Source organism: Ureibacillus yapensis, from assembly GCF_003515775.1.
Lineage (GTDB): Bacteria > Bacillota > Bacilli > Bacillales_A > Planococcaceae > Ureibacillus > Ureibacillus yapensis.
The window spans coordinates 56,500-82,486 of the sequence record NZ_QWEI01000001.1; the positions used below are offsets into that span (position 1 = coordinate 56,500).

Here is a 25,987-nt window from a genome sequence, read left to right on the forward strand (position 1 = left end):
CTCCCCCTAATTTTCTTTTTTAATGCCCATATGCATGGCAGCAGCTCCACCACTATAGCCCTTGTAAGCCACTTTTTCAAAACCGGCTTCCTCAAACATTTTGGCTAATTTTTTCATGTCCGGGAACTCATTTGCCGATTCTTGAAGCCAAGAATATTCTTTATAGCTCTTTGCGAAGAGTTTACCGAAGATCGGCATTATATATTTAAAATAAAAACGGAATAGTTGGCGATAGCCTGGTATTTCGGATTGTGAAGTCTCCAAGCAGACAGCCATTCCGCCGGGCTTTAATACACGATTCATTTCACGTAAAACCTGCATATAATCCGGAACATTTCGCAGGCCAAATCCAATCGTGACATAATCAAATGTATTATCTTCAAATGGGAGTTCCATGGCATTTCCTTGAATCAACTCGATTTGAGGATAGGATTTCACCTTTTCCTCTCCCACTTTCAACATATTTCTGCTAAAGTCCAATCCTTTCACGATTCCCTTTTCACCGGTTGCTTCGGCAAGGGCTATTGTCCAATCCGCAGTCCCGCAGCATACATCAAGACATTTAGAACCAGGTTTTACAGACATTCGTTTCATTGTGTCTTCCCGCCACTTAACATGCAGTTGAAAACTAATCACCGAGTTCATTTTGTCGTAGTTTTCCGAGATACTCTCAAATACCTCGTGTACGTGTTCTTCCTTCGATTTTGCCATTTTTCCAAAACCTTTCTCGCGCTTTCTCAAATGCGCTTGGCATATTTACATCCAAGTTCACCCTAGTTCAGACCTGCATGATACAGGCAAAACATCTTTACCTGATGCAGACGCGACGAACAAAGGCTATTTCCTTAAACTAGTTGCTGCTGTATGTATAACTTTAACTCGTCCTTTAAGAAAGTTGACGATTGAAGATATTCGTTTAGCAATCTACGGAGGGAATTGATTTCCTCTAGTACTTTCAACTCCAATAGTTTTTCATCATTTGAAACGCTTTCCCCCATTTTCATAAATAGGTTCGAGGGTTTGCCATTTTGAAGTTGCTGAAGTTCTTTTTGCAATTGCAGCAACAATAAGTTTGTATGCATGAATGTAGTGTAGTGTTCAAATTGATACACCTGATAAAATCGTTTAATCAATTCCGTGTGCTTAACGGAAATTGATTGATACCATTCCTCGAGGGTATAGTGAGTTGATTCGTATATTTTAATTTGGTGCTCGCATCGAATTGCGATTCCTTCAGACAACTGTCGAATTAAAGGAATATTTCCCAAACGGGCTAATATTTCATAATAACGGCCACTGTAAAAATCACCTGCAAGCACAGTTAGCTGCTGTTCTTTGCTTGTGGCGTTTTTTTCGTCAATTTTATCATGTTCATTTAGGGATGCATGCACGATCCCTACCGTAATAGCGCTTTCTTCTAATTGGCCATCCCACTGTTCACCATTTAGAAAAGGCAGCAACAAATAAAACAATTGACTTTCATCGCTGACCGGCAATCCAGTGTACCTAGCCAACGTTCTATGACGAACATGCAAAGAAATATTATTTTTGAATTCTTCTATTGCTTGTTGAATGTATGTTGCATTCATAGATATTACTCCATTCTACATCAAATACGCCTTGGCGTATTTCCAGCTGGCGCTTTCGTCACAGCAAAACAATGTGCCCAGATTCCTCAAGCAATCTCGAAAGGTTCTGTTGAAATCTGCGGCATCCGCCTTAAGGCTAACTTCATTCAGCCAGGATGTGAACCATTGACTGACTTTGCAATCTTCTCACCATTGATAGAAGTGAAAAACTTCTCCTGAATGAAGTTAAAGTGCAATGGAGATATCCATTGCTTTGTTTGATTGGCGACCAATCAAACCTTGAATTATTTTTTTGAACCACTTTCAACAACGCCATGCGATGAGTAGACTTTGGCTTTCCCGCGAATTTTCATAGCAGATGTATGTTCGGTAAATTGGGCAATCATTAATTCGCCAGCATCCAACTTTTCCGAATGGTGAAACTTTGTGTCCGTTCCGCGTGTTAAACCGATTACATGCACGCCATCTTCCTGCGCTTCTATAATAATATAATCTGGTTGTGTCATAACTCCCGAGTCTCCCTAATAAATCATTTTCTTGTACATCATATCATAATCAAACTAGAGTTTTAAGCCATTTGAATAAATGAAATAACTTCTCTTCGTAAAACGTCATTTTCCTCATAAACCCCGCGGGCAACAGAAGTAACTGTTTTTGAGCCTGGTTTTTTAAGCCCACGCATCGTCATGCACATATGCTCCGCTTCGATTACCACATATACCCCTTGAGGCTCAAGCATTTCCATGATTGTATTCGCTATAGTGGATGTAATCCGTTCTTGGAGCTGCGGTCTGCGGGCTACCGATTCAACACAGCGGCCAAGCTTGCTAAGTCCCGCCACTCGTCCTCCTGAAGGTAAATACGCGATATGCGCTTTTCCATAGAAAGGAACCAAATGGTGTTCACACATTGAATAAAACGGTATATCTTTAACAAGTACCAGGTCATCATGGTTTTCATGAAAAACGGTACTAAAATATTCTCTTGGGTCTTCTTCTATCCCACTAAACATCTCTGCATACATTTTGGCTACGCGTTTTGGAGTATCAAGCAATCCTTCACGATCTACATCTTCACCAACCGCATCCAAAATCATCTGTACTGCTTCTTCTATTTTTCCTAAATCTACTTTCGACATCCTTTATCCTCCTAAGAAAAGCGCAAGCGCCCTGTTCAGCCCCGCGCGGCGAAAACGCAACGTCCCTTACCTGCCAACATCACCCATAATGTGTGAGTTTGTTGCACCGTCCGACAAAACACCGTGATTTGTCGATATTTGTACATTAACGGATGAAGGCTCGCATGTTGGAGCTTTTCCTTTTTTTCGAACCGAGGACAAACCGCGGCTCGGAAGTAGCTGGGTTGCTTGCGCCAGACACTGCTAAGATTGCAATAATTTATACTTTTTTATCTTCTATACAAGATGCGCAGGCGCAACTTCAAAAAGAATCGTAGCACATACTTTGCCTTAACGCAAAATGGGGTGACTACTTCATAAAAAAACTATTTCTTTATGTATAATATCAAATTCATTGTTCCGTTAGTATGGGTAATTTTTTCTTTGCCATAAGCAAAAAGAGCAGCCATCATGCTTGTCCATGACGACTGCTCTATGTAACTGCTAGATCCCGTTGATTATTTCACGGCATCTTTAAGAGCTTTACCTGGTTTGAAAGCAGGTACCTTGCTAGCAGCGATTTCGATTTCTTTGCCAGTTTGTGGGTTACGCCCTTTACGAGCGGCACGTTCACGCACCTCGAAATTACCAAAACCAATTAATTGTACTTTGTCACCCTTTGCAAGAGCTTCTTGAATTGTATCAAATACAGCTTCAACTGCTTTAGAAGCGTCTTTTTTAGAAAGACCTGCAGCTTCAGCAACAGAGTTTACTAATTCTGTTTTATTCACACCATTCACCTCCTCTCAAAGGGTAGAAGCTAAATCATGTAAAAAGAGTAACATATAGAAAACCGCGACGCAACTGTATTTATCCATGTTTTTCTACAATAAATTGTATTTTTTCTTTTAAATTAAAAAGAACAGGACTTTTCACCTGCAAAATGAAAAGTCCTGTCCCTAATTTATTCCATTTTATATATTTTTTCAGACTTCCAATTCTTTTCCAACGCAAGCCATTAGAGAGTTTCCGGCAATGCCTCGGGCTAAAATCGGTTAATTTGGAAAGGGAAAATCTTAATTTTTTCTATGACATTTGGCCAATAAAGATAGAGGAAAAACGAATATTTTTTTCAATCAATCAAATTGAATAAGTGCGAATAAATATTCATTTTCACTTTTCAAGTAAAAACACCTTAAATGATAAACGTGACTAATCCTCTTTCGCCTTCATTTACCATTCTTTCGATTGTTTGTCGCATTCTTTTCTTCGCATTTGGCGGCACAGCGTTCATCTTGTATCGGATTCCCTCTTGCAGCACTTCGTGAAGCGTTGTACCGAACAATTGAGTTTGCCATAATTGGTCGCGATCATGCTTATAGGAATATTGCAGATCCTTTAAAAGTTGGTTGGCATAAAACTCAGTCCCAATTAATGGAGCAAATTCCGTTTCCATATCTACGCGTATAATGTGGTAGGAAGGTGCGCTTGCTTTCATGCGTACACCATAGAAATTATTTTGTTTAATGATTTCCGGTTCGCTAGGCTCGAATTCTTCCAAAGTAGGCAATGAAATGCCGTACCCATTATCGCTTGCTTCATCAATAGCTTGGCGGAATCTTCTTTGCGCTTGTTTTGCTTCAGCAGCTTCTTTAATGAACAACAGCCAATCTTTCTTCGTATCGATAGGGGCATCCAGCCATTCGTTGCAAACAGCTTTATAAACTTCCGGCTTGAAGGTAATTCGAACCGTAGCTACCCCTAAACCGGCGTCCACTCTCTCGATTTCGCTTTCTTCAACAAAATCGATATTGCGCAATTCTGCAGCAGCAAGGGAAACATCGCGAATTTTCGTTACGGAATCCAACACACTTCCTACTGCATCCGAAAGCGTTACGTTAAGTGGATGAGTATAATCCAGCACATCGAGCCAATCCGGCTTTTCAACCTCAATATCTTCAACCGGGAATTCATAAAGCGCCTCTTGAAGAATATATTCCATATCTTTTGTCGTCATCTGATCGATCGCAACCGGAATAACAGGAACCCCGTATTTTTCCAGCAACTCATGACGAAGTGCCATTGTATTACTGTGTGTTGGCATGTGACAGTTCAACACAATAACAAACGGTTTTCCAATTTCCTTAAGTTGTTGAACAATTTGTTCTTCAGCAACTTCTGCTGCTTGCCGATGGATGCCGTTTACCGTTCCATCCGTAGTCACCACAATTCCAATATTGGCATGGTCGCGGATTACTTTATCCGTGCCGATTTTTGCCGCTTCTTGAAATGGAATTGCTTCTGAATGCCATGGCGTGTGGACGTACTTTGGTCCATCCTCGTCTTCATAACCCCTGACACCGTCAATTACATATCCGACACAATCTGCAAACCGAATTCGGAATGGGATTTCACTTTCGCCAATGGTGATTTCTGTTCCCTGCGCAGGAACAAATTTTGGCTCGGCCGTCATAATCACAGGACCCGGTGAACTTTGAGGCAGCTCGTCCAGTGCTCTTTTGCGATCTTCTTCATTCAGGATATTCGGGAGCACAATCGACTCCATCATTTTCTTCACAAAAGTAGACTTACCAACCCTGACAGGCCCTACAACACCGATATATACGTCCCCATTCGTTCTTTCTGCTATTTGATGATAGATTTCTTCGCCTATTGTAGCTCCTCCTTTACGTAATTCAATCTATGTACGATTTACTCCAATTATGAAAACGCCATTCGGTTTTCTTTAATTATTTGGCTGTTTTCTCGAAGAAATCAAACGTACATTGAATCGCTTACTTCAACATATGAAAAAAGTGTCCAAAAAATATGTAAAAACCACATACTTTTTAGACACTTGCATTCATTATCGCTGCGAAGTTTCCTGCTCGACTGTTTCTTTCTTTTCTTTCGCGGGATCATACATATAGACAGGTTCGTTATTTTCATCAACGGTATACGGCAAGGAATAGGCCGGTACAACCGGATAAGCATCTACCAGAAGTATTCGAATATCTTCCCCTGGTGTAGGCGTTAACTGGTTTTCCTTCAAGAAAAGATTTAAATCCACTGAATAGTCTATGTAAATTTCCCCTTCTGTTGTCACGATTAATGGCAACAGATTGTTGGAATAAGGACTAGGAACGGTTAAGTCCTCTTTATAGCCGATTTTCTCAAAATCGATGGAATAGATATAATCCGTGATTTTTTCTTTGAATGTCGGATAATAGGTACCCATGAATCGAATTTTAAGCTCCCGGATTGTTTCCGCAGTGCGTAAGTCCACTAACTTCACAGTAGGCTTCTCTTCCGGATTCCATATTATATACTGGAATAAGCCGCCTTGTTCATATGAATTGGCGGGAGATTTGGCTAAATAGTTCGGTACTAATTTTTCGAAATCAATCGGATATTTAATGAAAATATCGGTATCCATATCACGCGTTTTAATCGGCAATACACCGGTATCCGCTTGGTACTCATCGATGGCCTTTTGAACTGAGGCTAGCTGGACCTCATCTGGCACCTGATTTTCTGCTTTTTGATCTTCCGGAAATAAACAACCCGATAAAATAAGCGTTGCAAGAGCTAGGACGAACACTAATCTGACATGTCCTTTCATTCTACTCACCTCTAGTATGTTCACTTAAAATTTCCTTCTTTTAACTGTGTACTTTAGTTGGGCCATGTCAAGATAACGAGCACCATTAAGATAGAGCCAATCAGAAAAATGCCAAATGCGAGGAACCTCAAAACCATGGATAAGCAACCATTATTAACCCACTTTCGTGTGGCTGCCACCATTAATACAGACAACAACATAGCGCCGATTGAATAAAAAGAAACCCACATAACATCGAGAGCATGCATATTGGCGAGTGGGCCCCTTGCAGACAACATCGTCACATAATCCATCGAAGATAGTATGTTTCGCAAGTTTAAACCACCTTTACTTATAACCTATTATGTATAGAAAAGCGCAAGCGCCCGCTTTAGCCATCGACAGATGTTTACTGTATCGAAAGCGTAGCGACAGATACAAGCGCTGGCCGACAACAACGCTACGTCGTGTAGCATTGTCGGCACTTGCACATCCCTGTGCGGCGGAAGGCCCGAATCGCGAAGCTTTTCCAGCTTTCGACCGAAGGCAGACCGCGACCTCAGAACGGGCTGGGCTGCTTACGCTAGTCATGTATAGAAAAGCGCAAGCCAAGAGAAGGCCGGCGCAACACCCTTGTTCCTGGTACGCCGGCCTTCTCTTTGTTCATGGCAAGGCTTGAGCTGAATAGCAAAATCACTTAATAAAGATCAATCTCACGTTTTTTCATTCGAATCATCAGTTCATCAACGGCCACTTTAGGCTCTTTATCCGTAAATAAAATGTCGTAAAGGGCAGTGGTGATCGGCATCGGCACATCATATTTTTCAGATAATTGATAGGCTGCTTTTGTTGTTCTTACACCTTCCACAACCATGCCAACCTGATCTAGAACCTCTTGCAATTTCATGCCTTTTCCGAGCATATTTCCTGCCCGCCAGTTTCGCGAATGAATGCTTGTACATGTGGCGATTAAGTCTCCCATACCTGTTAACCCCGCAAAAGTAAACGGATTGCCGCCCATTTTCACGCCAAGACGGGTGATTTCGGCTAACCCTCTCGTAATAAGGGCCGCCTTCGCATTATCCCCATACTCCAAACCGTCCGAAATACCGGCTGCTAATGCAATGACATTTTTTAATGCTCCGCCCAGTTCTACACCTACCACATCATCATTTGTATAGACGCGGAAATAATTATTCATAAATAAATCCTGCACTTTTTCAGCAGCATCTAAATTTATGCATGCCGCTGTTATAGTCGTTGGATGATGCAAGACAACTTCTTCTGCATGGCTTGGACCAGAAAGGACCACAATTTCCTCAATTGCATCCGGAGATAAACTTTCTTGCAGCATTTCAGAAATGCGTTTTAACGAATCTGGCTCAATTCCTTTCGATACGTGTACAAAGATTTTCCTGCTTGTTAAATGAGGTTGCATAGAGGCGCAAACTTCACGTATCGCCTTTGTTGGAACAGCTACAATAATCATGTTAGTCTGGTTGACGGCTTCTTGCAGATTGCTTGTGGCCACTAGATTTTCAGGTAATCGGATGCCCGGCAAGTATTTTTCATTCGTATGTTGTTCATTGATCTCTTTTGCTTGCTGTTCACGATGTGTCCAAACAAGTGTGCGATGTCCATTTTCAGCTAAAACTTGGGCTAACGCCGTCCCCCAGGAACCAGCACCTAAAACCGTTACATTTTCCAATTAACTTCCCCCTTAAACAAATGCGCCAAATTAATTATGACTGCCGCTAACCTGTTTGTCGTCAGTCAAAACAAGTGTGTCCAGATTTATCCTCGATTAGGCCTGTTCGACCTCTTCAAATCTGAAGCCACTCCTACAGACTCATTCAGTCGGATTTAGCCAACTGAATGAAATTGAAAAATGGCTACTCCCGCGCACGTGCTATTAAACGGATTGGTGTCCCTTCGAAGTCAAAGGTTTCACGAATTCGATTTTCAAGGAATCGTTCATATGAGAAATGCATGAGTTCCGGATCATTCACAAAGACAACAAATGTTGGCGGCTTGACGGCAACCTGAGTCGTATAGTAAATGCGTAAACGTTTTCCCTTATCGGATGGAGCCGGGTTTCGCGCTACTGAATCTTCAATTACTTCGTTCAATATCGACGATTGGATACGCATTGCATGATTTTCGCTCACACGTTGAACAATGCTTAAAATTTGGTGTACGCGTTGTTTTGTTTTGGCTGATACGAAGATAATCGGCGCGTAATGTAAATACAAGAAATGCTCACGGATTTGCTGTGTGTATAAATTCATTGTTTTTTCATCTTTTTCCACAGCATCCCACTTATTTACAACAATAACAACGGCTTTTCCAGCTTCATGTGCATACCCGGCAATTTTTTTATCTTGCTCTTGAATGCCTTCTTCTCCATTTAACACAACCAATACAACATCGGAGCGTTCAATGGCTCTTAATGCACGTAAAACGGAATATTTTTCGGTTGTTTCATAAACTTTCCCTTTTTTGCGCATACCCGCTGTATCGATAATGACATACTCTTGTCCCTCGTAAGAGTATGGTGTGTCAATGGCATCGCGCGTTGTGCCTGCAATATCACTGACAATAACACGGTCATGTCCTAAAAAGGCATTGACCAATGAGGATTTCCCTACATTCGGACGACCGATTAAACTAAACTTAATCGTCTCCTCGGAATAATTTGCTTCATCTTCTTTTGGGAAGTGTTTTGCACATTCATCCAATAAATCCCCGATTCCCAAACCATGTGACCCCGAGATTGGGAATGGATCGCCAAACCCTAGCGAATAGAAATCGTACATCATTTCACGCATGTCCGGATTATCTATTTTATTTACTGCCAATACGACCGGTTTTTTTGTTTTATATAAAATTTTGGCTACTTGTTCATCTGCCAATGTCACACCCTCACGACCATTCGTCATAAAGATGATCACATCCGCTTCCCGGATCGCAATTTCCGCTTGTGAACGAATTTGTTCCAGGAATGGTTCGTCTCCTAATTCAATTCCGCCTGTATCAATAATGTTGAATTCATGTGTTAACCAATCTGCCGAACTATAGATGCGATCACGTGTGACACCGGGAATATCTTCCACGATTGATACTCGTTCACCAACAATACGGTTAAATATTGTTGATTTTCCAACGTTCGGACGACCTACGATGGCGATTACTGGTTTTGTCATCTGTACTTCATCCTTCCAAATTCTTATCTTTAGTATTATACACGAAAAAGGAAATTATATCATTTTTTCATTGCTTTTCAAGAAAAGCGCAAGCGCCCTGTTAGCCCCGACAAGCGCTGACCGACAAGAACGCCACGTCGTGTGGCAGATGTTTTTTGCGCGAAAGCGAAGCGACAGCAGCATTGTCGGCACCACATCCATGTGCGGCGGAAGGTCCGAATCGTGAAGCTTTTACAGCTTTCGACCGAGGACAGATGTTTTTTGCGCGAAAGCGAAGCGACAGCAGCAGACCGCGTCTCGATGGGCTGGGCGGCTTGCGCTGGACACAGAAAAAGACGCACCCAATTGGTACGCCCTTTTAAGGAATCGTTCAAAATTATTTGTTTGTGAAATTTTTCAGCTTGTCGCCAATCACATCTTTGAAAGAAAAACCGGATGTTTCTTCAGGCAGTTCATAATCTGCCTCTTCTTCTTTCACCGGACTGTTTTGCAGTTCTTTGATACTTAAAGAAAGGCGTTTTTCCTCAGCATTTACGTCCAACACTTTCACTTCAACCTCATCGCCTTCTTTTAAGACCTCATGAGGTGTATTGATATGTTTGTGTGAAATTTGCGAAATATGAACAAGCCCTTCCACACCAGGGAAAACCTCCACAAAGGCACCGAAGGAAACTAAACGTTTCACCGTTCCTGTTAAAACTGCTCCTTTAGAAACTTGCTGTTCAACGTTAGACCAAGGCCCAGGCAAAGTATCTTTAATGGATAAAGAAATTCGTTCGTTTTCTTGGTCAACCGATAAAACTTTTACATTTACGGTTTGCCCTTCTGCTAAAACCGTTGAAATATCATCTACATGGTCATGGGAGACTTGTGAAATGTGAACCAATCCATCCACTCCGCCAATATCAACGAATGCCCCAAATGGCGCCAAACGTTGAACCTTGCCTTCCAGTACATCGCCGGCATGAATTTGTTCCAGCAATTGCTTTTTATTCTTTTCTTTTTGTTCTTCCAGGACAGCTCGATGCGATAGAATCAAGCGGCCTTTTTCTTTATCCAATTCCGTAATTTTAAAAGTTAAAGTTTTGCCTTTATAATCTTGGAAATCCTCGACAAAATGGTCTTCCACTAAAGATGCAGGAACGAAGCCACGTACGCCTAAATCAACCACCAGGCCACCTTTCACAACATCCTTTACTTCTGCTTCAAAAATTTCTCCTGATGCAAATTGTTCTTCAAGCTTATCCCAAGCTTTAAGTGCATCTACTTTGCGTTTGGATAACACAAAGTTTTCTTCTTCAACTTTTGTAATCATCAGCTCCAGCTCATCACCCACTGATACTACGTCAGAAGCTTTTTCGATGTGCAAACTTGAAAGTTCACTGATTGGTAAAATCCCATCGAAAGGTGCACCTTCAATTGAGATTGTTACTGCTTTTTCATCTACTTGCGCAGCAACACCTTTCACAATATCTCCTTCTTGAAACTCTTGGTTTGATCCTAAGTTCATTTCTTCAGACATATGTAACCCTCCTTCGCATCTTCCAATTTCTATTTTATTCGAAACAGTTCATAAAAACAAAAATTTTCCCTTTATTAGCAAAAATTTCATGGGTTTTTTTTAAAATCGCTTCTATTTTCCTGTTTCGTTTGCTAGCTCTAATATAGCATCCGCAGCCTGTTCAATCGATAGTTCTGTTGTATCGAGGTAAATGGCATCCTCCGCCTGAACTAATGGAGACGCTTCTCTTTCGCTATCAAGTTTATCTCTAAGAGCAATTTCTTCGCGCAATTTTTCCATCGTTGAAGGAATTCCTCTTCTTTCATTATCAAAAAATCGGCGTTTTGCGCGTTCCTCTACAGAGGCTGACATGAAGATTTTCAACTCGGCGTCCTTTAAGACATGTGTTGCAATGTCCCTGCCATCCATTACGATTCCACCATTTGCAGCAAGTTCCTGTTGCTTGGCCACCAAGATTTCACGGATATTGGCATGTGCAGCTACTTCACTGACATTTGAAGTGACTTCATTGGACCGGATCTCTTGAGTGACATCCTTTCCATCTACAAAAACAAGTTGTCCATTTTGTGATGGTTTTAAAACAATCATAGTATCCAGCAGCATTTTTTCCAAAGAATCTGCATCATTTAATTTTATGTTATGAGTTAATGCTTTATACGTTACTGCTCGATACATTGCACCGGTATCAATATACGTAAAGCCTAACTTTTCCGCTACAATTTTTGCAATCGTGCTTTTTCCGGCCCCAGCTGGACCATCAATCGCAATTTGAATTTGTTTGACCATAAAATCCCTACTTTCCTCGAACATTGTACCATATTCCTAATTTATTTACGTTGTTTCACACCCTCGAAAAAGTGCCTTTTTGAGCAATAAAAGTGATTTTATCGATGTAAAAAAAAAGCCGCTATATAATAGGGCTTTTAAACAATTGAATGTGCATCCTGTATTTTTCTAACCATCAGCTGTCTTTCAAAACAGAAACGGACGATAAGTTGCTTATCCACCTGAGCAGTATCCAAAAATTGTATGGATGCTAGTTTCTGTTGATTTTTTTCAAAAATCCTTACAATTTTGGCACTTGTCTGCACATATCGAATATCACCATTTATATAGGGCAATACAATCGTCAGCTCTACTTCGTCCCCCTCTTTAAAAGGAGGTTCATTTTTCAAGTGAAGAGCCATTCCGCCTGCACTTATATCTTCCGTCACAAATTGATGGAAGTTATTTCGAATTTTGACAGCCACATCTGCAGCGGTATTGACGCGGACAAACTCGCGCCTTTGTATTTTAATGAACTCCTCTTCAGGCGGGCAATAAAGCTTAATCATTGGAATATTGCCCATTTTGCGCCCGACTACTTCCGTATTGAATGCATAACTGATGTTATTTTCCGTGATGAATGTAGCACGAAATTGAGAACCATCCACTAAAAAAGCGGTTTTGTTTGTTTGTGTATTGATGGGATAGTCAATATACAGCGTATGGCTATCCTGCTCGATCACTTTACAGCGAAATTTTTCCACTCGTTCAGTGTAGGTTGGTTCTAAAGTCAGTGCAGTCCCTATCTTTAGTTGCATACTCTTCGCCTCGCACTTTATGATAATGTAATTATGGCATGAAATTTAGTTTTTTTCCATATCCTTCAAAACATTTTGCAGGCCATTTACAAAGTTTTTTACAAGACGAAGATGGATTGTAGGTCCTATTTACTAATCAATGCATGGATTCCACTTTTATTACATCATGATTTTCCGCATCTACTACCACTCTAAAGGTCTCATTCATCTCACTATCAAATCGCGCAATTACTTCATAACATTCTCTCAATTGGAGTGTTTCATTTTCCGTGTACACTAGTCTTTCTTCCTCAACGACTGTCCCTGGACGGAAGAAGTTTTCCCAATTGACTGGAACGACTTTTTGATCTTTGTTGATTGTTTCTTTCTGCACATATTCCATTGCATTCAAACCAAGCAATTCCCCACTATCCTTCGAAACTTTTGCTTGAATTCCATCCGGATAAACATAAGCTTTTTCCTTGCCTTTACCAACTACACGAGCAAAAGAGATGTGCCATGCCTCATGGTTTTCCCTCATTTCTACAATTTCCACATCTTTATAATTGCCGCGCGCCAAAAATTGCTCTGCAGCCTTTCTTATGTCTTGTTGAGAAAGTCTGTTTCCTTCTTGTACAGGACGTTCAGATAAGAAAGATAACAGATGTCCGCCTTTTACCGTAATATCGGCATAGCCGATTCGGCTTCCTTTTACAAATTGAATATGATAAAAAGGATACGCTGCGTCTCTTCTGCTTTGGGTTACTGTATAAGTTGCATCTTTTATGCCGGGAATAAGGACTTCCAAACGTTGAATCGCTTGATCTTTGGTAATCTCTTTATCGTTCAGATTTTGAAGCTCTTTTTTCTTTTGCCAATCCGATTCACTCGCTGTTAAAGGAAAATCGGTTTCGCTATAACTCTTTAAATTGGTTGCAACGTTTCTGAACGGCGTTTCGTTGGTTTCTTTTCCAGTAATCGCAGCCCAATCCGCAAAACTCGGGTCATTTTGATAGAAATTTGATGTAGCTACTGCCCACTCATCTGATAAAGTTTGCAGTTTTTGATTAACCTTGGTCATTCGATTATGCCAAGAATCGTAATTCCCGAAATCCGCAGCATACTTTGCTTCTTCCCCGATATTTCCGACATATCGCATCCATTCATTGGCGACTTCCTGACTTACCGGCAAGCTCCCAATGGATGAACGGAATTCGTTGCTTGTTCTCCAAATATTATCAAGTTCTTTTTCAAGCGCTTTCTCATCTTGAAAAAGCAATGATTGAGAGACAGAATGTTGAAGATTCGATAATTTTTCAGACGCATTGGATAATGAATTCGAATAGTGGGCTTGAACTGTTCGCTCAAGTCGATTGTTATTTTGTTTTACTTCATATGAATATAATCCTAACGCCAATACGGCAATGGATAGTAAATAGATTGCACTTTTCATGTTGCCCCTCCTTTAGTAGCAGAATATATGTTCACCAATTTGCTTGATTTGCGGTCTTGTCCAAATCCACTCGCTTGTTGCAGTGACTGGATTAAAATAGTAAAGTGCATTTTCGGAAGGATCCCAGCCATTCATCGCATCCAATACTGCCTGTTTCGCTCTTTCGTTTGGTTCCAGCCAAATCTGCCCATCTGCCACCGCAGTAAAAGCTCTTGGCTGGAAAATAATCTCCGAAATTGAATTTGGAAAATCAGGCGACTCCAGACGATTCAAAATAACCGCTGCTACTGCTACTTGTCCCTCATAGGGTTCGCCACGCGCTTCACCATAAACAGCATTAGCCATTAACTGAATATCGCGTTCAGAATATTTTGCCGGCAATTGCACGGTTGTCGTTGAGGAGTAGCCCTCCCCCGCCGCAGTTGTTTGTTGGGCTAAAGGAATTCCACCGTAATGTGTAAAACGATTGCCTTGAGCAATTTGCTGATGGACCCAATCTTCATTGAATTCTGTTACTCTCACTAATTGATCCTTTGTTCCCGGGCCTGCAATTCCATCGATATCAAGACCATATTGATCTTGGAAATTGCGCAGTGCCCAATAGGTGCCATAACCAAAAATCCCGTCAATTTTTCCGTTGTAGAATCCCAAGTATTGCAAACGTGCCTGCAATTCAATAACATCATCGCCAAAAGCGCCTCGTTCTACAATTTGTCCCGAAAAGGCAAAGGTTTCATTCGGCTTTAAAATTGAAATGGTTCCAAAAATTAAAATGACAGATATTAAGATTGTTCTAACCATTGATTTCACTCCTTTCTCATAGCATGTAAAAAAGAGTTGTTTTTATACGTTTGGTTTGAGAAAAATGAAAAAAAGAACCATTAAAAAAAGCCTCTATTTTCGCTTGAAGAATTGAAAATAGAAGCTTTATATCTTATTTTGTTCAAACAAATGCTGCACAAGATGCCGGTGGGCAAGTTTCACTTTTTTCAGTGCCAACCACCACAGGAACAGCATAAAAGGAGCAATTAAGTATACCCAGTAGCCTTCAAAAGTTAAAATGGAATTATATATAATATGTAAGATTAAAGGAGCGATCAAGGAGAGCAGCAGGTATTCATTTTGTTTGTCATTTTTTGCAAATTTACTTTTGCCATAATAATACCCCATCACCACTCCGAACAAGGCATGACTGGAAACAGGTAAAAGCGCCCGCAAAAAGGCTGTATTAATTCCAAAGGAAAGCAAATAAAATATGTTTTCCATTGTAGCAAAACCCAGCGACACACTTGCTCCATAAAGAATACCATCATATGGATCATCGAATTCAACATGGCGAAAGATCAGTATAAAGATGATTAGCCATTTGAAAAATTCCTCCAGCACGCTTGAAAACAAGACATTCGACAAAAAAGGATCCAGAATTGCTTCCTCTTCTTTTACTACGTATTGAATAAACATGATTGGAAAAGTCATCAGGGCGCCGAAGACGAATGCTTGCAGCAACGTTTTTCTGGGTTCCGTCGCCATTTGGTTGCGCAAATAAAAATAACTGAGCAGCGCCAATGCAGGAGCGATGGCCGCCGAGAGCAAAACGATACTAAATATGAGTGACACTCCTTCCTATGTGTAATAATAATGTTATTATATCATTAATCTATATGAAAAAAATTCTTTTAGAGGGGTTTTTCAACGTGAAGAAACACATTTTAATCTTGCACACAGGCGGAACCATTTCCATGAAGATGGACGAAGGAGGCGCGGTACTTCCCAATGATCGAAACCCTCTTATTGGTGTGAGTGAACAACTTGCAAAATATGCAAACGTAAAAGAGAAGGAAGTATTCAATTACCCATCTCCGCACATTACACCTAAAGTAATGTTGGAGCTGCGCAATGTCATAGTTCAATATGCAAATGACAACGAGGTGGATGGGGTCGTCATTACGCATGGAACAGATACATTGGAAGAAACGGCTTATTTTCTGGATTTGACTACAAAATTTTCTTTTCCCATTGTGTTGACCGGTGCAATGCGTTCTTCCAATGAACTTGGAGCGGATGGAATCTATAACCTGGTGGAAGCCGTCCGGGTTGCTTGCAGTGATGACGCTCGCGATAAAGGGGTGTTGGTGGTCATGAATGACGAAATCCACCAAGCATTCAATATTACGAAAACTTCAACTTCAAGTGTCAACACCTTCCAGAGTCCCCAATACGGACCTATTGGATTGGTAACGAAAAAAACGGTGCATATTCATCAAGCGCCAGTCAATAGATCGTATGTAGAAGTGAATTCCATCAAAAAACGTGTGGCTTTATTAAAAGTGTATGCAGGGATGGAGAGGGATTTGATTGAAGCGATTCTGGATTTGCAATATGACGGAATTGTTTTGGAAGGACTCGGACAAGGCAATGTGCCGCCGGATGTAGCAATTGGTATCGAGAAATTGATCAAGGCAAACATTCCGGTCATCCTCGTTTCGCGCTGCTTTAATGGAATCGCGGAAGGCGTGTATGGCTATGAAGGCGGCGGAAAAAGCCTGGAGGATATGGGCGTGATTTTTGCCAACGGAATCAATGGCCAAAAAGCACGCTTGAAGCTGTTAATCGGCCTAAATCAGGAACATAATCCAGTTGATTTGAAGGAATATTTTTATTCATGATATTGATTTTATCATTGATTAGAGCCGATCTTGCTGCGAAGGAATTCTTTTGAAAGAGATTAAATAATGAATTCCTTCTACATCCGCGCTTGAAATTAATGATTGGAAAATTCGTCTATCGCTGCAACGTTGGTGCGTCACCATTTAATACTATCCCATCTGTCATATCTATTCCTACTAAATGAATACTGCTTATATCATGATGGGAAAAGCCATATACTTGGTTGGAAACAACAATGTTATGTTTCTCAAGTGATTTTATTTCGTCTTGATATTTTCGGTATGATTAACATAAAAGGCCATTAGGAATTTACCACAATATTAAGGATGCTATTGCAATTTGAACAGGAGTTCAATAATAAAAGGCATTAATCCTATTCAGATTAACGCCCTCTTGGAGATTTTTATAAAATATAGATAGCATAAATTAACTTATAGCCAATTGTTTTTTTGATTATTCGAGTTCTCTATCCTCAAATACATAATCTACTTCTTTTGGCGCAACTTTAGCTTTTTCTAATGCCGGAGTATCAGGGCGAGCCACTTGATATACAGCAGAACCTACAATATTAGATACTTCTTCTAACTTATCTAAACTAATTTTGTCTAAGTTATCTTCTGGCGTGTGATACCAAGGTTCTACTGGTGCATGGATAAACAATGCAGCAGGAATTCCCGCTTCTTCAAATGGAACGTGGTCACTTCTCCCGCCCTCCCCGTAAGGAATAGCTTCTCCCGTATTTGCTAAACGAGCACCCGCAGCTGCTCCTAAATCCGTCACGATATTTTTTTCTCCATCATTTGTGTACATAATTAATTCACCAGCATCTTGACTTCCAACCATGTCCATTTGGAACATGCCTACTGTACGTTCGTAGTCTTCATCAGTCATTTTGGATACATATTCATATGATCCTAATAACCCATTCTCTTCAGCTCCAAAAGTGACAAAGCGAATATCTGTATCCGTTGGAGAATTTGCGAATACACGTGCCAACTCAAGTACAGTCGCTGTGCCTGAAGCATCGTCATTTGCTCCTGGAGCCCCGTCAACAGAATCATGATGTGCACCAACAAGAATTAATTGATTTGTAGATTTTTGAGTCGCTTTTTTTGTTGCCACTACATTGTGAGAAGTTGCCTCTTCTGATTTAGCTCCCTCTATTTTTAAGGTAGCTGTTACAGTTTCACCGTCATCTAGACGTGCCTTTAAAGCTGATCCTTGCTCTTGTGTGATAGCTACAGCTGGTACATAATCATTCGGTTCTCCTAGTGTTCCATTAATTACGCCAACCCCATTGTTATATATAATAACAGCGGAAGCTCCTGCATTCTGAGCATTCATTATTTTTTCAGCGAAGGTAAAGCTACCACGTTGGATTAAAGCAATCTTTCCTGAAACATCTTTTCCTTCAAAATCACTTGGTGCCCCTAAACCAGCGTCAACAAATTCACTAGTAACCTCCCCATTTACACCATAGGTAAAGCTATTTGTTGCAAGTTCATTACCATCAATACTTAATTCTATTAAACTAGGTGCTGTATAACTATAAATATTGAATGGCTGTAATTCCGTTTCATATCCATAAGACTCAAATTGGCTCTTAATATAATCCACCGCATCTTTCTCACCTTGTGTTCCAGCAACACGTGGATTCTTTGCAAGCTCAGCAATATGATTGTAGATGTTTTCTACTTTAATCCGTTTTACAATTTTGTTGTCAAATGCTTGTTCGGATTCTTGATTTCCTGCTGGTGCTACCGGTGCCGCCGATGCAGTAATTGCCCCTAAGGAAAGGCTAGCTGCAAGTAAAATGGATAGAGATCTTTTTCTTATCAATGTGATTCCTCCTTATTTCTGATTTTTGGAAATTTATTACTTACATAAAAACATTAAATTATTTTTACTTATCCGAAACTATAATTCTAAAAATTCAGACATTTAACTCTATAGTTTTACCCAACTCTATTAAAATTCAAACAAAATAATATGAATAAATCTATTGTTCTTCTTTAACAGAATAAATTCCACAAATAAAAATCACCCAAAAGTCTGCGTTGCAAACTTTTTATCAAATTTCTATATTAGAAGTCCTATAAAATAAGGGTTTTTGTATCTATTGGTTACTTTAGAAGCAGAAAAGCCTTTCTTGATGTAAAAATAAGAACGTGTAAATAAACCTACATATATAAAAAGAAAAGAGACCAACCAAAAAATGATTGATCGCTTCTCTAGAACTATTATTTATTTAAATAAGCCCAGGCTCGCATTTTATAGGGATTCGGTAAAGGGGCGTATTTTCTGTTTCTTCACATAGCTGTAAACTTGATTTTCAGATCTGCTTAACATTTCCATAATTTACGCTTTAGTATAATATGGTTCAGTTTGGAGTTGCTCTTCTAAATTAGGTTCGGTTGTAGTCAAAGCGATTCCCCTTCTTTTTAACTGGAAGTAAAATTAAGAAGATTTTTCTTCATGTTCAGTAGAATCAAAAATTGAGGTTGTAAATGAATTAGGAAATTGTTCTGGGCAGTATTGCCCGACCATTCCCATTTCAAGGAACTACAGAAAATCATCAACTACATTGATAAATGGATAAAGTAATAGGTTTAGTAAATATGGCTCAATTATCATAAATAAATATCATTTCCGAGTAATCTATCTTATTATTATATTGTAAAATTTTTCTACAATGAGAGGAAATTAGGAAATGAAAAAAGGAATATTATTAGTACCTACATTATTGATCGGATTGACATTGCCAGTAAATGGAGTTTATGCAGAAGAACCTATAGCAGAAACTCCAACTGAACAAACAGAGGCAGTAATCGAAGATACAACTCCAATACCTGCTACGACAGAATCTAGTACAGAAACAAATACTGGAACTATAGAAGAAGCTCCTAAAACAGAGGAAAAACCGGTTGAGGTTACACCACTGCCAGAAGCAAAGCCAATGCAAGTTACCGCTATCAATGATGGCAAACTTTATAAAGGCAGAACTCTAGTGCCATTACGTGCAATCTCAGAAGGATTAGGATTAGAGGTTAAATGGGATCAAAGGGAGAAGCAAGTTACTGTATCAGATCGTATTTTCGAAGAAGTAGTTATGACACAAGATTCCAATAAGATACAGAGGTTTAACTATCCAGTTAGAACTCTTGATGTGCCAGTTAAAAATTTCAACGGAAAGATTTATGTTCCTATAGCTGCGGCTATACTAGGTAACGCTGAGGTTCACTGGAACAACAAGACTAAAGTTGCGACAATTATTCTTGGTGGCAGACAAGTTATCGTAGGCACTGGTAAAACTAAAGTGTCTGTAGACGATAATAATCCAATTGTTGTAAACAAAGGTGGATTATCTGATGCTAGAGCGAAGAATATTATCGGTAGAGCAAATGATATGGCGAACCTATTGTCAATCAGTCAAAAACAAACTCACTTTAGACCTTACTTCACTCAATCATATATAAGAGATATTATTCGTCAAAATAAGAATAGCGAATATGCTAAACTATTTAAGAATGTGAAAGAGTACGAGGTTATACATAATAAGAATAACCCAAATGTAATGTATATTGAGCAAAAGGTAAACAACGTAGGCGAGGATAAGCAAGACCATGTGGAAAGAAGAATAGTTCTGAAAAAAGATGGTTACACATGGATAGTTAGCAATATTATTTTCAATGTACAGAATCAATATGAAATTAATAACATGATAGATTAGTCACACCATGTAAGTGTCGATAATCAGCATTCCGTTTTATACGGTGTGTTGATTATCTCCAAATGAGGCGTTTTAGGTTTCTGCGAAATGAATCTTAGTTAGTTGCAATCTCAAAAGCTGATTACGATTTAGTTATTAAATGAAATAATGACTGGATTCACATAATGAAAAAATATTATACGCTAAGATTAAATAAATACTCGGAACTGAAGAGATTGAACTTATCGTTTAACTAATGCCCTTCTTTCTGCGTACTCTACGCATTCTCTACCAAGGTTGTATTAGCACCTTTCTGAGTCATCTGCCCTAAAGCCTCCTCAAGCTTACGGATTGTCGATTGAAGGGATTTTATCGACTGCAACTTTTCTATTTTCGATATAGATTCCATGTTAATCGTGCCATTTCATAGTATTTCAATAAAAAAAAGGCATAGCATATTTTTAAGGAACAAATATGCTATGCCTTTTTTCCTGTTACCCTAATTCGACTTAATTCCTGCTCCGCATAAGGGGATAATCACTGCTTCATCTTTCGATTCTGAATACTCTAAGTACCCTGCATAATTAATAGCAGAAGTGATTTCTACATAAAATCCTTTGGCTGCAAGTTTGCTGCGAGCTTCCGCTATTGCTTCTTCGCCGAAGGTAATGATCGTACCTTCCGTTGCCCGTATTGCTTCCAATATTTGCTTTGACCTAGCTGGTGCAGCAATGGCAATCCCCTCTGCTAAAGTCCCTCTATTTTTAACCGGCTTTGCGACCAGCTCTTGATTTTCGAATGCTTTGGCAAGTGGTGCGCAGTTTTCAGCTTGAATCGCTACAATTTTCGGCAACCGGTCAATTTTCTTTGCCTCCAAAAGTTCTTTGAACCCATAATAAACACCCAATACCAACGTTCCGTTTCCAACCGGAACAATCAAAGTATCCGGAGCTTTTTTCAATTGCTCAAAAATTTCGAAAGCGTATGTTTTTGTTCCTTCGTAAAAATAGGGGTTATAGACATGGCTGGCATAAAAAACTTGCTCTTCTTCAACAGCTAAGTGGGCAGCAGCTGCCACATCTTCCCTTGTCCCTTTAATGGCTTTTACATTTGCTCCATGTGCTTGGATTTGAGCAAGTTTTTTAGGAGAAGTGTCAGCACTCACATAGACATCGCATTCAATGCCTGCTCTTGCACTATAGGCAGCAATCGCCGTCCCTGCATTCCCGCTGCTGTCCGCAATCATTTTTTTTGCGCTCAGTTTCTTCGCCAGTGTTACTAAAACAGCAGCGCCACGGTCTTTAAATGAAAGTGTCGGCATCATATATTCTACCTTAACAAATGTATTGGGCCGATCTTCATCCAAGACTAGTAAAGGGGTTTGCCCTTCCCCGAGAGTAATGGAAGGCCATCCCGTTAAATCATCTCCGGCATCCATTGAAGAGGCATATCGCCAGATCGATGGATGGCTTGTCCAGTGATCAATCTGCGAGTTCCCAGTTGATTTTTCTAAGTCAAGCAGCCCGCCGCATTCACATTTCCAGCGCGTTTCCTGAATCGGATAAGTTTTATTGCATATAGAACAAATATATTTTGTCATTTTCATCGTCTCCATTATTCAATATAAGCGATTGCTTCAATTTCAATTTGAAAACCAAAATGCAGCTCGTTCGTTGGCACAACCGTTCTTGCCGGCTTATGCGCTCCAAAGAATTGTTCATAAACTTCATTTACTCTATCCCAAAGTGCCACATCCGGAATGTATAAGGTCATCCGCAGTATTTGGTCTTTCTTGCTTCCAGCTGCAGCGATTATGGCTTCGACATTTTTCAACGCTTGCAACGTTTCTTCTTCAATTGTCCCAAATTTCTTTTCTCCTGTTTCAGGATCAATCGCAAACTGTCCTGAAACATACACAGTACCCTGATGAATCGTCGCCAAAGCATAGTGGCCATTTGATTTTAAATTCCCTACTTCAAATAAGCTTTTCATGTGTAAACCATCCCCTTATCCCATATTCCTTACTGCTAACTGAATTTGCCCAACATAAGCGAAAAATAGTTACTACCTTAATAGTAACTAACTTTTCGTGAACTGTAAATATGTTCTGGCATTAATGCACTATAGGAATCAGTTTCATTTGTTTTCAACCAGCCAATCTTCAAAAACTGTTTGAAAATTATCTAGAGGAATTTTTGTTTTTATTGATAAATGAAAGAGTATTTAATAAGTGATTGCATCGACCTCTTTATTACCTGTAAATCCCTGAAATATATATAAATCCCATGTTATACTGAAGCAATAATTATCCAATAACTCCTGCTTGGAAATAACCCAAGAAAATGAAAGGAGGAATGAGCTGAATGAAGAACAAGCCGGTTTATGTCGAAATAGAGATCGATACCCAAATGGATAAGTTATGGAGAGCAACTCAAACACCCGATTTACATGAACAGTGGGATCTTCGTTTTTCTTCTATTACATACTTGCCCAAAAAAGAAAATGAGCCGCAGCATTTTTCATATCAACGAAAACTGGGATTCGGCCAAAGAATAGAAGGTTGGGGTATTACCGCCGGCAGCCATGAGGGGAACAATGGTTCGAGAACGTCCTCTTTACATTTCGGTACAGATCATCCTATTTCCCCTATTAAGGAAGGAAAAGGATATTGGAAGTATATACCGAATGAAAAGTCCATTACCTTTTTAACTCAATATGACTATGATGCAAACTTCGGTAAATTTGGCCAAATCCTGGACCGAATCCTTTTTCGTCCCCTTATTGGCTGGGGTACTGCGCTTAGTTTTGATGTATTAAAAAGATGGTTGGAAAAAAGAGAAGCTCCTTTCTCTCAATACCTTCGTTTTTTTGCAAGCTGCTTCGCCACTATCCTATTTTGCTTTATATGGATTTACCACGGGCTCATCCCGAAGCTTATCTACATGCATCCAGAAGAGATGCTGATGGTAAAAAACGCATTTCAAGTACCTGATGGAAAGGCTTTTTGGATAGTAGTTATCACTGGAATCATCGAAATAACCTTTGGGGTAATCTGGCTCTACTATAAAAATAAAAGACATCTATTTTGTTTGCAGATTATCCTATTTCCGTTTCTTACGATTACAGCCATAATCGCTGAACCAAGTTCGTTAATCGACCCTTTTAACCCTTTAACTTTTAATAGCAGTCTTTGGATTATTTCCTTAATAGGCTTTTGGATGAGTAAAGATTTACCTACAGCAACTACCTGCAAGAGAAAGAGGTGAAGAGATGAATGTCAATATACAAAAAAGTTTTAAATCAACAGTACGATCGATTGCACCCTATGTTGCAGAAAAGATATAACTTTTTAAATCAAGCGCCTTTTCACGCAACAGGAGTGATGAAAACCATTAAAGCGGGACCGAAATTTCTCTACCCTTTATTGTGGCTAGGCATAAAAATCAAACTTCTATTCCCTGAATCTGGAACGGATATTCCTTTTAAAATTATAAATACACCATTGGCAGGACCTAACGGCGAAGAACAAATCCATTGGGAAAGAATCTTTTATTTTGGGACGAAGGTAAGATATTTTAACGCACTCATGAGTTTCGATTCCGATCGTATGCTGATCAAAGATTATTTAGGTGAGCCAAGTATTCTCTATTCCGATTTAGCCTTTACGGTTTCTTCTGAAGGTTCCTTGAAAATCGAATCCAGAAAACAACGATTGGTCATTGGAAAATTTGAAATTCCGTTACCTAGCCTATTTCAAGGCTTGGCAACCGTAACTGAAAAATACTGCGAAGAAAAGAGAGCGTTTCAAATCTCGGTGGATGTCCGAAACCCTTTAATCGGCCATATTTTTTCGTATGAAGGAGAGTTCAATCCCCATGATATGGAATAAACATGCACTTTTTTCGATTGTTTTGTTTCTAATTGCTGTCGTTTTGGGACAAGACTCCCCTTATCTTTTATTGCTGACAGTGGCCCAAGTTGTCTATGTTCCTCTTACCTTGCAAATGGTTGCAACAGAGAATGATTGGTTTAGCCGCTATTATTCTTATTTATCCATTCCAGCTTCTGTTTCTGTGATTCTTTTACCTATGACGGATCAATCAGGATTCGAAGTCTTCCTTGCAGCCATATACTTGATATTTACTCTTATCGTAGCTGGCTATGGCATAAGTCGATTTTTAACAAGGGGATTTGTTCGTTTCGAGGAATTTTGCATTGACGTGGCCCTTATAAACCTACATATAGGGGGAATGTGGTTCTTCGCTCATATTAAGAATATCAATACGGGATTTTCACCAATCATTACTTGGCTGACTGCTATCCATTTTCATTATGCCGCTTTTTTATTGCCGATTTTCATAGGATTGCTAGGCAGAATTTATAAGCCTCCCTTTTACCCTTTGGCTGCAGGAATCCTGTTGCTTTCACCGTTCATCCTGGCGATTGGCATAACATTTTCTGTATGGATTGAATGGATTTCGGTTGTGTTTTATATAATGGGAATCTATGCGTTTTTCTTCTATAGTTTGAAAACGCCATTTAAGCATCGATTGCAAAAATGGCTGATTGTTTGTTCATTCGGCTCCTTAGGCATTACCATTCTTTTTTCCTTTTTATATGCTTTAGGGCGTTTATCGAACAAATTCTCCCTCAGCATCGATTTTATGCTCCGATTTCATGGAGTTTTGAATTGCGTAATCTTTGCTTTATTGGGGGTAATCGGATGGTCTGTTTTCGTTCCGTCGGCAAAAATCGAAAAATGGACATTCCCGATCAGTAAAATACGAGGAAACCTGACTATTGGGGAAAAGATACTTCCCAAAATCACGGACAGGCAAGCTTTGGATTCATATAAAGGATTAGTGGACAAAATGGAGATTTATGTGCCGCATCTTAATCTAAATACGCTCTCACCGACGATTCGGGATTTCTATGAAAATACACTTGACTATCGACTATATGCCAAGGTTAAATGGAAAACTTGGTTCATTCCATTTGCTGTCGTTTATCGTTTGATCAGTTCATTCGTGCAACAAATCAATCTTCCTTTATCCAGTAAATCGATTGAAATGACTGGCGATATTGTAAAAATCAACGAAGATTTTGATGGAAGGAGCAGCCCACGGGCATGGGTGAGAAAAATTAATAATAAAGTCACCTTCGTCGCTCTCTATTCATGGCACCGAACGAAAAAACGCACCTATATGAACATTGCTTTACCGCTTCCCTTCTCTTCCATGATAGGGATTCTGGAATTAAATCAAATTGGACATGAACTCACCTTATCCAGCAAAAAACAACAGCCTAATTCCGATGCGGGGATCTATTTAGCCTGGAACAAGCGCCTTCTGTTATTGCCCATAGAAGAAACCTTCCATGTCAAAGAAACGGGAGATGGAAGACTATATGCTCAGCATAATATGTGGATTTTTTCGATTCCTTTCTTAAACATCACCTATCAAATTGACCGCCGCAATTTAGAAGAACCAAGGAAATAAATAAAACGTATAAACACCACCTTTTTTGCGCTAGGTTATTTAAACCATAAAAGGCGATTTCCGGAG

The 25,987-nt window shown here is 39.7% G+C and carries 25 protein-coding genes; 6 read left to right on the forward strand and 19 right to left on the reverse strand.

What is annotated here, in order from left to right; all coding sequences use genetic code 11:
- Window positions 1-6: 6 nt before the first annotated feature.
- The 10 genes from D1B33_RS00265 to der form a co-directional block, all read right to left on the reverse strand.
- Window positions 7-711 (reverse strand): demethylmenaquinone methyltransferase, encoded by a 705-nt coding sequence (locus D1B33_RS00265; RefSeq protein ID WP_118875176.1) that lies wholly within the window; start codon window positions 709-711, stop codon window positions 7-9.
- A 134-nt stretch (window positions 712-845) separates the two neighbouring features.
- Window positions 846-1,589 (reverse strand): heptaprenyl diphosphate synthase component 1, encoded by a 744-nt coding sequence (locus tag D1B33_RS00270; RefSeq protein ID WP_118874332.1) that lies wholly within the window; start codon window positions 1,587-1,589, stop codon window positions 846-848.
- Between the two features lie 284 nt (window positions 1,590-1,873).
- On the reverse strand, window positions 1,874-2,095 hold the full coding sequence (mtrB, locus tag D1B33_RS00275) for a trp RNA-binding attenuation protein MtrB (protein WP_118874333.1): 222 nt from the start codon (window positions 2,093-2,095) through the stop codon (window positions 1,874-1,876).
- A 62-nt stretch (window positions 2,096-2,157) separates the two neighbouring features.
- A complete protein-coding gene (gene folE / locus D1B33_RS00280) occupies window positions 2,158-2,727 on the reverse strand; it encodes a GTP cyclohydrolase I FolE (protein WP_118874334.1) in 570 nt (189 codons plus the stop codon).
- Between the two features lie 497 nt (window positions 2,728-3,224).
- A complete protein-coding gene (locus D1B33_RS00285; protein ID WP_118874335.1) occupies window positions 3,225-3,497 on the reverse strand; it encodes an HU family DNA-binding protein in 273 nt (90 codons plus the stop codon).
- A 404-nt stretch (window positions 3,498-3,901) separates the two neighbouring features.
- Window positions 3,902-5,380 carry a stage IV sporulation protein A gene (gene spoIVA, locus D1B33_RS00290; RefSeq protein ID WP_118874336.1) on the reverse strand — a complete coding sequence of 493 codons (1,479 nt, stop codon included), beginning with the start codon at window positions 5,378-5,380 and terminating at the stop codon, window positions 3,902-3,904.
- Window positions 5,381-5,572: 192 nt separating this feature from the next.
- Complete coding sequence (locus tag D1B33_RS00295; RefSeq protein ID WP_118874337.1) at window positions 5,573-6,328, reverse strand: hypothetical protein; 756 nt, start codon at window positions 6,326-6,328, stop codon at window positions 5,573-5,575.
- 53 nt (window positions 6,329-6,381) lie between these two features.
- Window positions 6,382-6,642 (reverse strand): DUF2768 family protein, encoded by a 261-nt coding sequence (locus tag D1B33_RS00300; RefSeq protein ID WP_233549346.1) that lies wholly within the window; start codon window positions 6,640-6,642, stop codon window positions 6,382-6,384.
- A 362-nt stretch (window positions 6,643-7,004) separates the two neighbouring features.
- Entirely contained in the window at window positions 7,005-8,015 is a 1,011-nt protein-coding gene (locus D1B33_RS00305; RefSeq protein ID WP_118874338.1) for an NAD(P)H-dependent glycerol-3-phosphate dehydrogenase, read from the reverse strand.
- A 184-nt stretch (window positions 8,016-8,199) separates the two neighbouring features.
- Complete coding sequence (gene der / locus D1B33_RS00310) at window positions 8,200-9,510, reverse strand: ribosome biogenesis GTPase Der (RefSeq protein WP_118874339.1); 1,311 nt, start codon at window positions 9,508-9,510, stop codon at window positions 8,200-8,202.
- A gap of 182 nt (window positions 9,511-9,692) precedes the next feature.
- Here der and D1B33_RS00315 point away from each other — a divergent pair, with 182 nt between their 5' ends.
- On the forward strand, window positions 9,693-9,872 hold the full coding sequence (locus D1B33_RS00315) for a hypothetical protein (RefSeq protein ID WP_147370367.1): 180 nt from the start codon (window positions 9,693-9,695) through the stop codon (window positions 9,870-9,872).
- A 14-nt stretch (window positions 9,873-9,886) separates the two neighbouring features.
- Here the strand turns inward: D1B33_RS00315 and rpsA are convergent, their stop codons facing one another.
- From rpsA to prsW, 6 genes are all read right to left on the reverse strand, one after another.
- On the reverse strand, window positions 9,887-11,032 hold the full coding sequence (gene rpsA, locus D1B33_RS00320; RefSeq protein WP_118874341.1) for a 30S ribosomal protein S1: 1,146 nt from the start codon (window positions 11,030-11,032) through the stop codon (window positions 9,887-9,889).
- Window positions 11,033-11,143: 111 nt separating this feature from the next.
- Window positions 11,144-11,818: a (d)CMP kinase gene (cmk, locus tag D1B33_RS00325; RefSeq protein WP_118875178.1), complete on the reverse strand. Its 675-nt coding sequence runs from the start codon at window positions 11,816-11,818 to the stop codon at window positions 11,144-11,146.
- A gap of 137 nt (window positions 11,819-11,955) precedes the next feature.
- On the reverse strand, window positions 11,956-12,615 hold the full coding sequence (locus D1B33_RS00330; protein WP_118874342.1) for a flagellar brake protein: 660 nt from the start codon (window positions 12,613-12,615) through the stop codon (window positions 11,956-11,958).
- 136 nt (window positions 12,616-12,751) lie between these two features.
- A complete protein-coding gene (locus D1B33_RS00335; RefSeq protein WP_118874343.1) occupies window positions 12,752-14,047 on the reverse strand; it encodes a PepSY1/2 domain-containing protein in 1,296 nt (431 codons plus the stop codon).
- Between the two features lie 12 nt (window positions 14,048-14,059).
- On the reverse strand, window positions 14,060-14,848 hold the full coding sequence (gene sleB, locus D1B33_RS00340) for a spore cortex-lytic enzyme (RefSeq protein ID WP_118874344.1): 789 nt from the start codon (window positions 14,846-14,848) through the stop codon (window positions 14,060-14,062).
- 126 nt (window positions 14,849-14,974) lie between these two features.
- The gene (prsW, locus tag D1B33_RS00345; RefSeq protein ID WP_233549347.1) at window positions 14,975-15,664 is read right to left on the reverse strand and encodes a glutamic-type intramembrane protease PrsW; all 690 of its coding nucleotides are present in this window, start codon (window positions 15,662-15,664) and stop codon (window positions 14,975-14,977) included.
- Window positions 15,665-15,741: 77 nt separating this feature from the next.
- Between prsW and D1B33_RS00350 the strand changes: the two genes are divergently transcribed.
- Window positions 15,742-16,713 (forward strand): asparaginase, encoded by a 972-nt coding sequence (locus D1B33_RS00350; RefSeq protein WP_118874345.1) that lies wholly within the window; start codon window positions 15,742-15,744, stop codon window positions 16,711-16,713.
- A gap of 454 nt (window positions 16,714-17,167) precedes the next feature.
- Here the strand turns inward: D1B33_RS00350 and D1B33_RS00355 are convergent, their stop codons facing one another.
- Entirely contained in the window at window positions 17,168-18,550 is a 1,383-nt protein-coding gene (locus D1B33_RS00355; protein ID WP_407656697.1) for a M28 family peptidase, read from the reverse strand.
- Window positions 18,551-19,424: 874 nt separating this feature from the next.
- Between D1B33_RS00355 and D1B33_RS00360 the strand changes: the two genes are divergently transcribed.
- Complete coding sequence (locus D1B33_RS00360) at window positions 19,425-20,444, forward strand: copper amine oxidase N-terminal domain-containing protein (protein ID WP_118874347.1); 1,020 nt, start codon at window positions 19,425-19,427, stop codon at window positions 20,442-20,444.
- Window positions 20,445-20,922: 478 nt separating this feature from the next.
- On the opposite strand, the gene D1B33_RS00365 is transcribed toward D1B33_RS00360, so the two are convergent.
- Together D1B33_RS00365 and D1B33_RS00370 are read right to left on the reverse strand one after the other, a co-directional pair.
- Complete coding sequence (locus D1B33_RS00365) at window positions 20,923-22,023, reverse strand: threonine synthase (RefSeq protein WP_118874348.1); 1,101 nt, start codon at window positions 22,021-22,023, stop codon at window positions 20,923-20,925.
- 14 nt (window positions 22,024-22,037) lie between these two features.
- Window positions 22,038-22,415: a RidA family protein gene (locus D1B33_RS00370; protein WP_118874349.1), complete on the reverse strand. Its 378-nt coding sequence runs from the start codon at window positions 22,413-22,415 to the stop codon at window positions 22,038-22,040.
- Between the two features lie 371 nt (window positions 22,416-22,786).
- On the opposite strand from D1B33_RS00370, the gene D1B33_RS00375 reads away from it, so the two are divergent.
- The 3 genes from D1B33_RS00375 to D1B33_RS00385 are packed head-to-tail and all read left to right on the forward strand — an operon-like array spanning window position 22,787 to window position 25,921.
- Window positions 22,787-23,689, forward strand: a complete 903-nt coding sequence (locus D1B33_RS00375) for a DoxX-like family protein (RefSeq protein ID WP_118874350.1) — start codon at window positions 22,787-22,789, stop codon at window positions 23,687-23,689.
- 8 nt (window positions 23,690-23,697) lie between these two features.
- Entirely contained in the window at window positions 23,698-24,312 is a 615-nt protein-coding gene (locus D1B33_RS00380; RefSeq protein ID WP_118874351.1) for a DUF4166 domain-containing protein, read from the forward strand.
- A complete protein-coding gene (locus D1B33_RS00385; RefSeq protein ID WP_158582891.1) occupies window positions 24,299-25,921 on the forward strand; it encodes a YndJ family protein in 1,623 nt (540 codons plus the stop codon). The genes D1B33_RS00380 and D1B33_RS00385 overlap by 14 nt, the downstream gene beginning before the upstream one ends.
- Window positions 25,922-25,987: the final 66 nt, after the last annotated feature.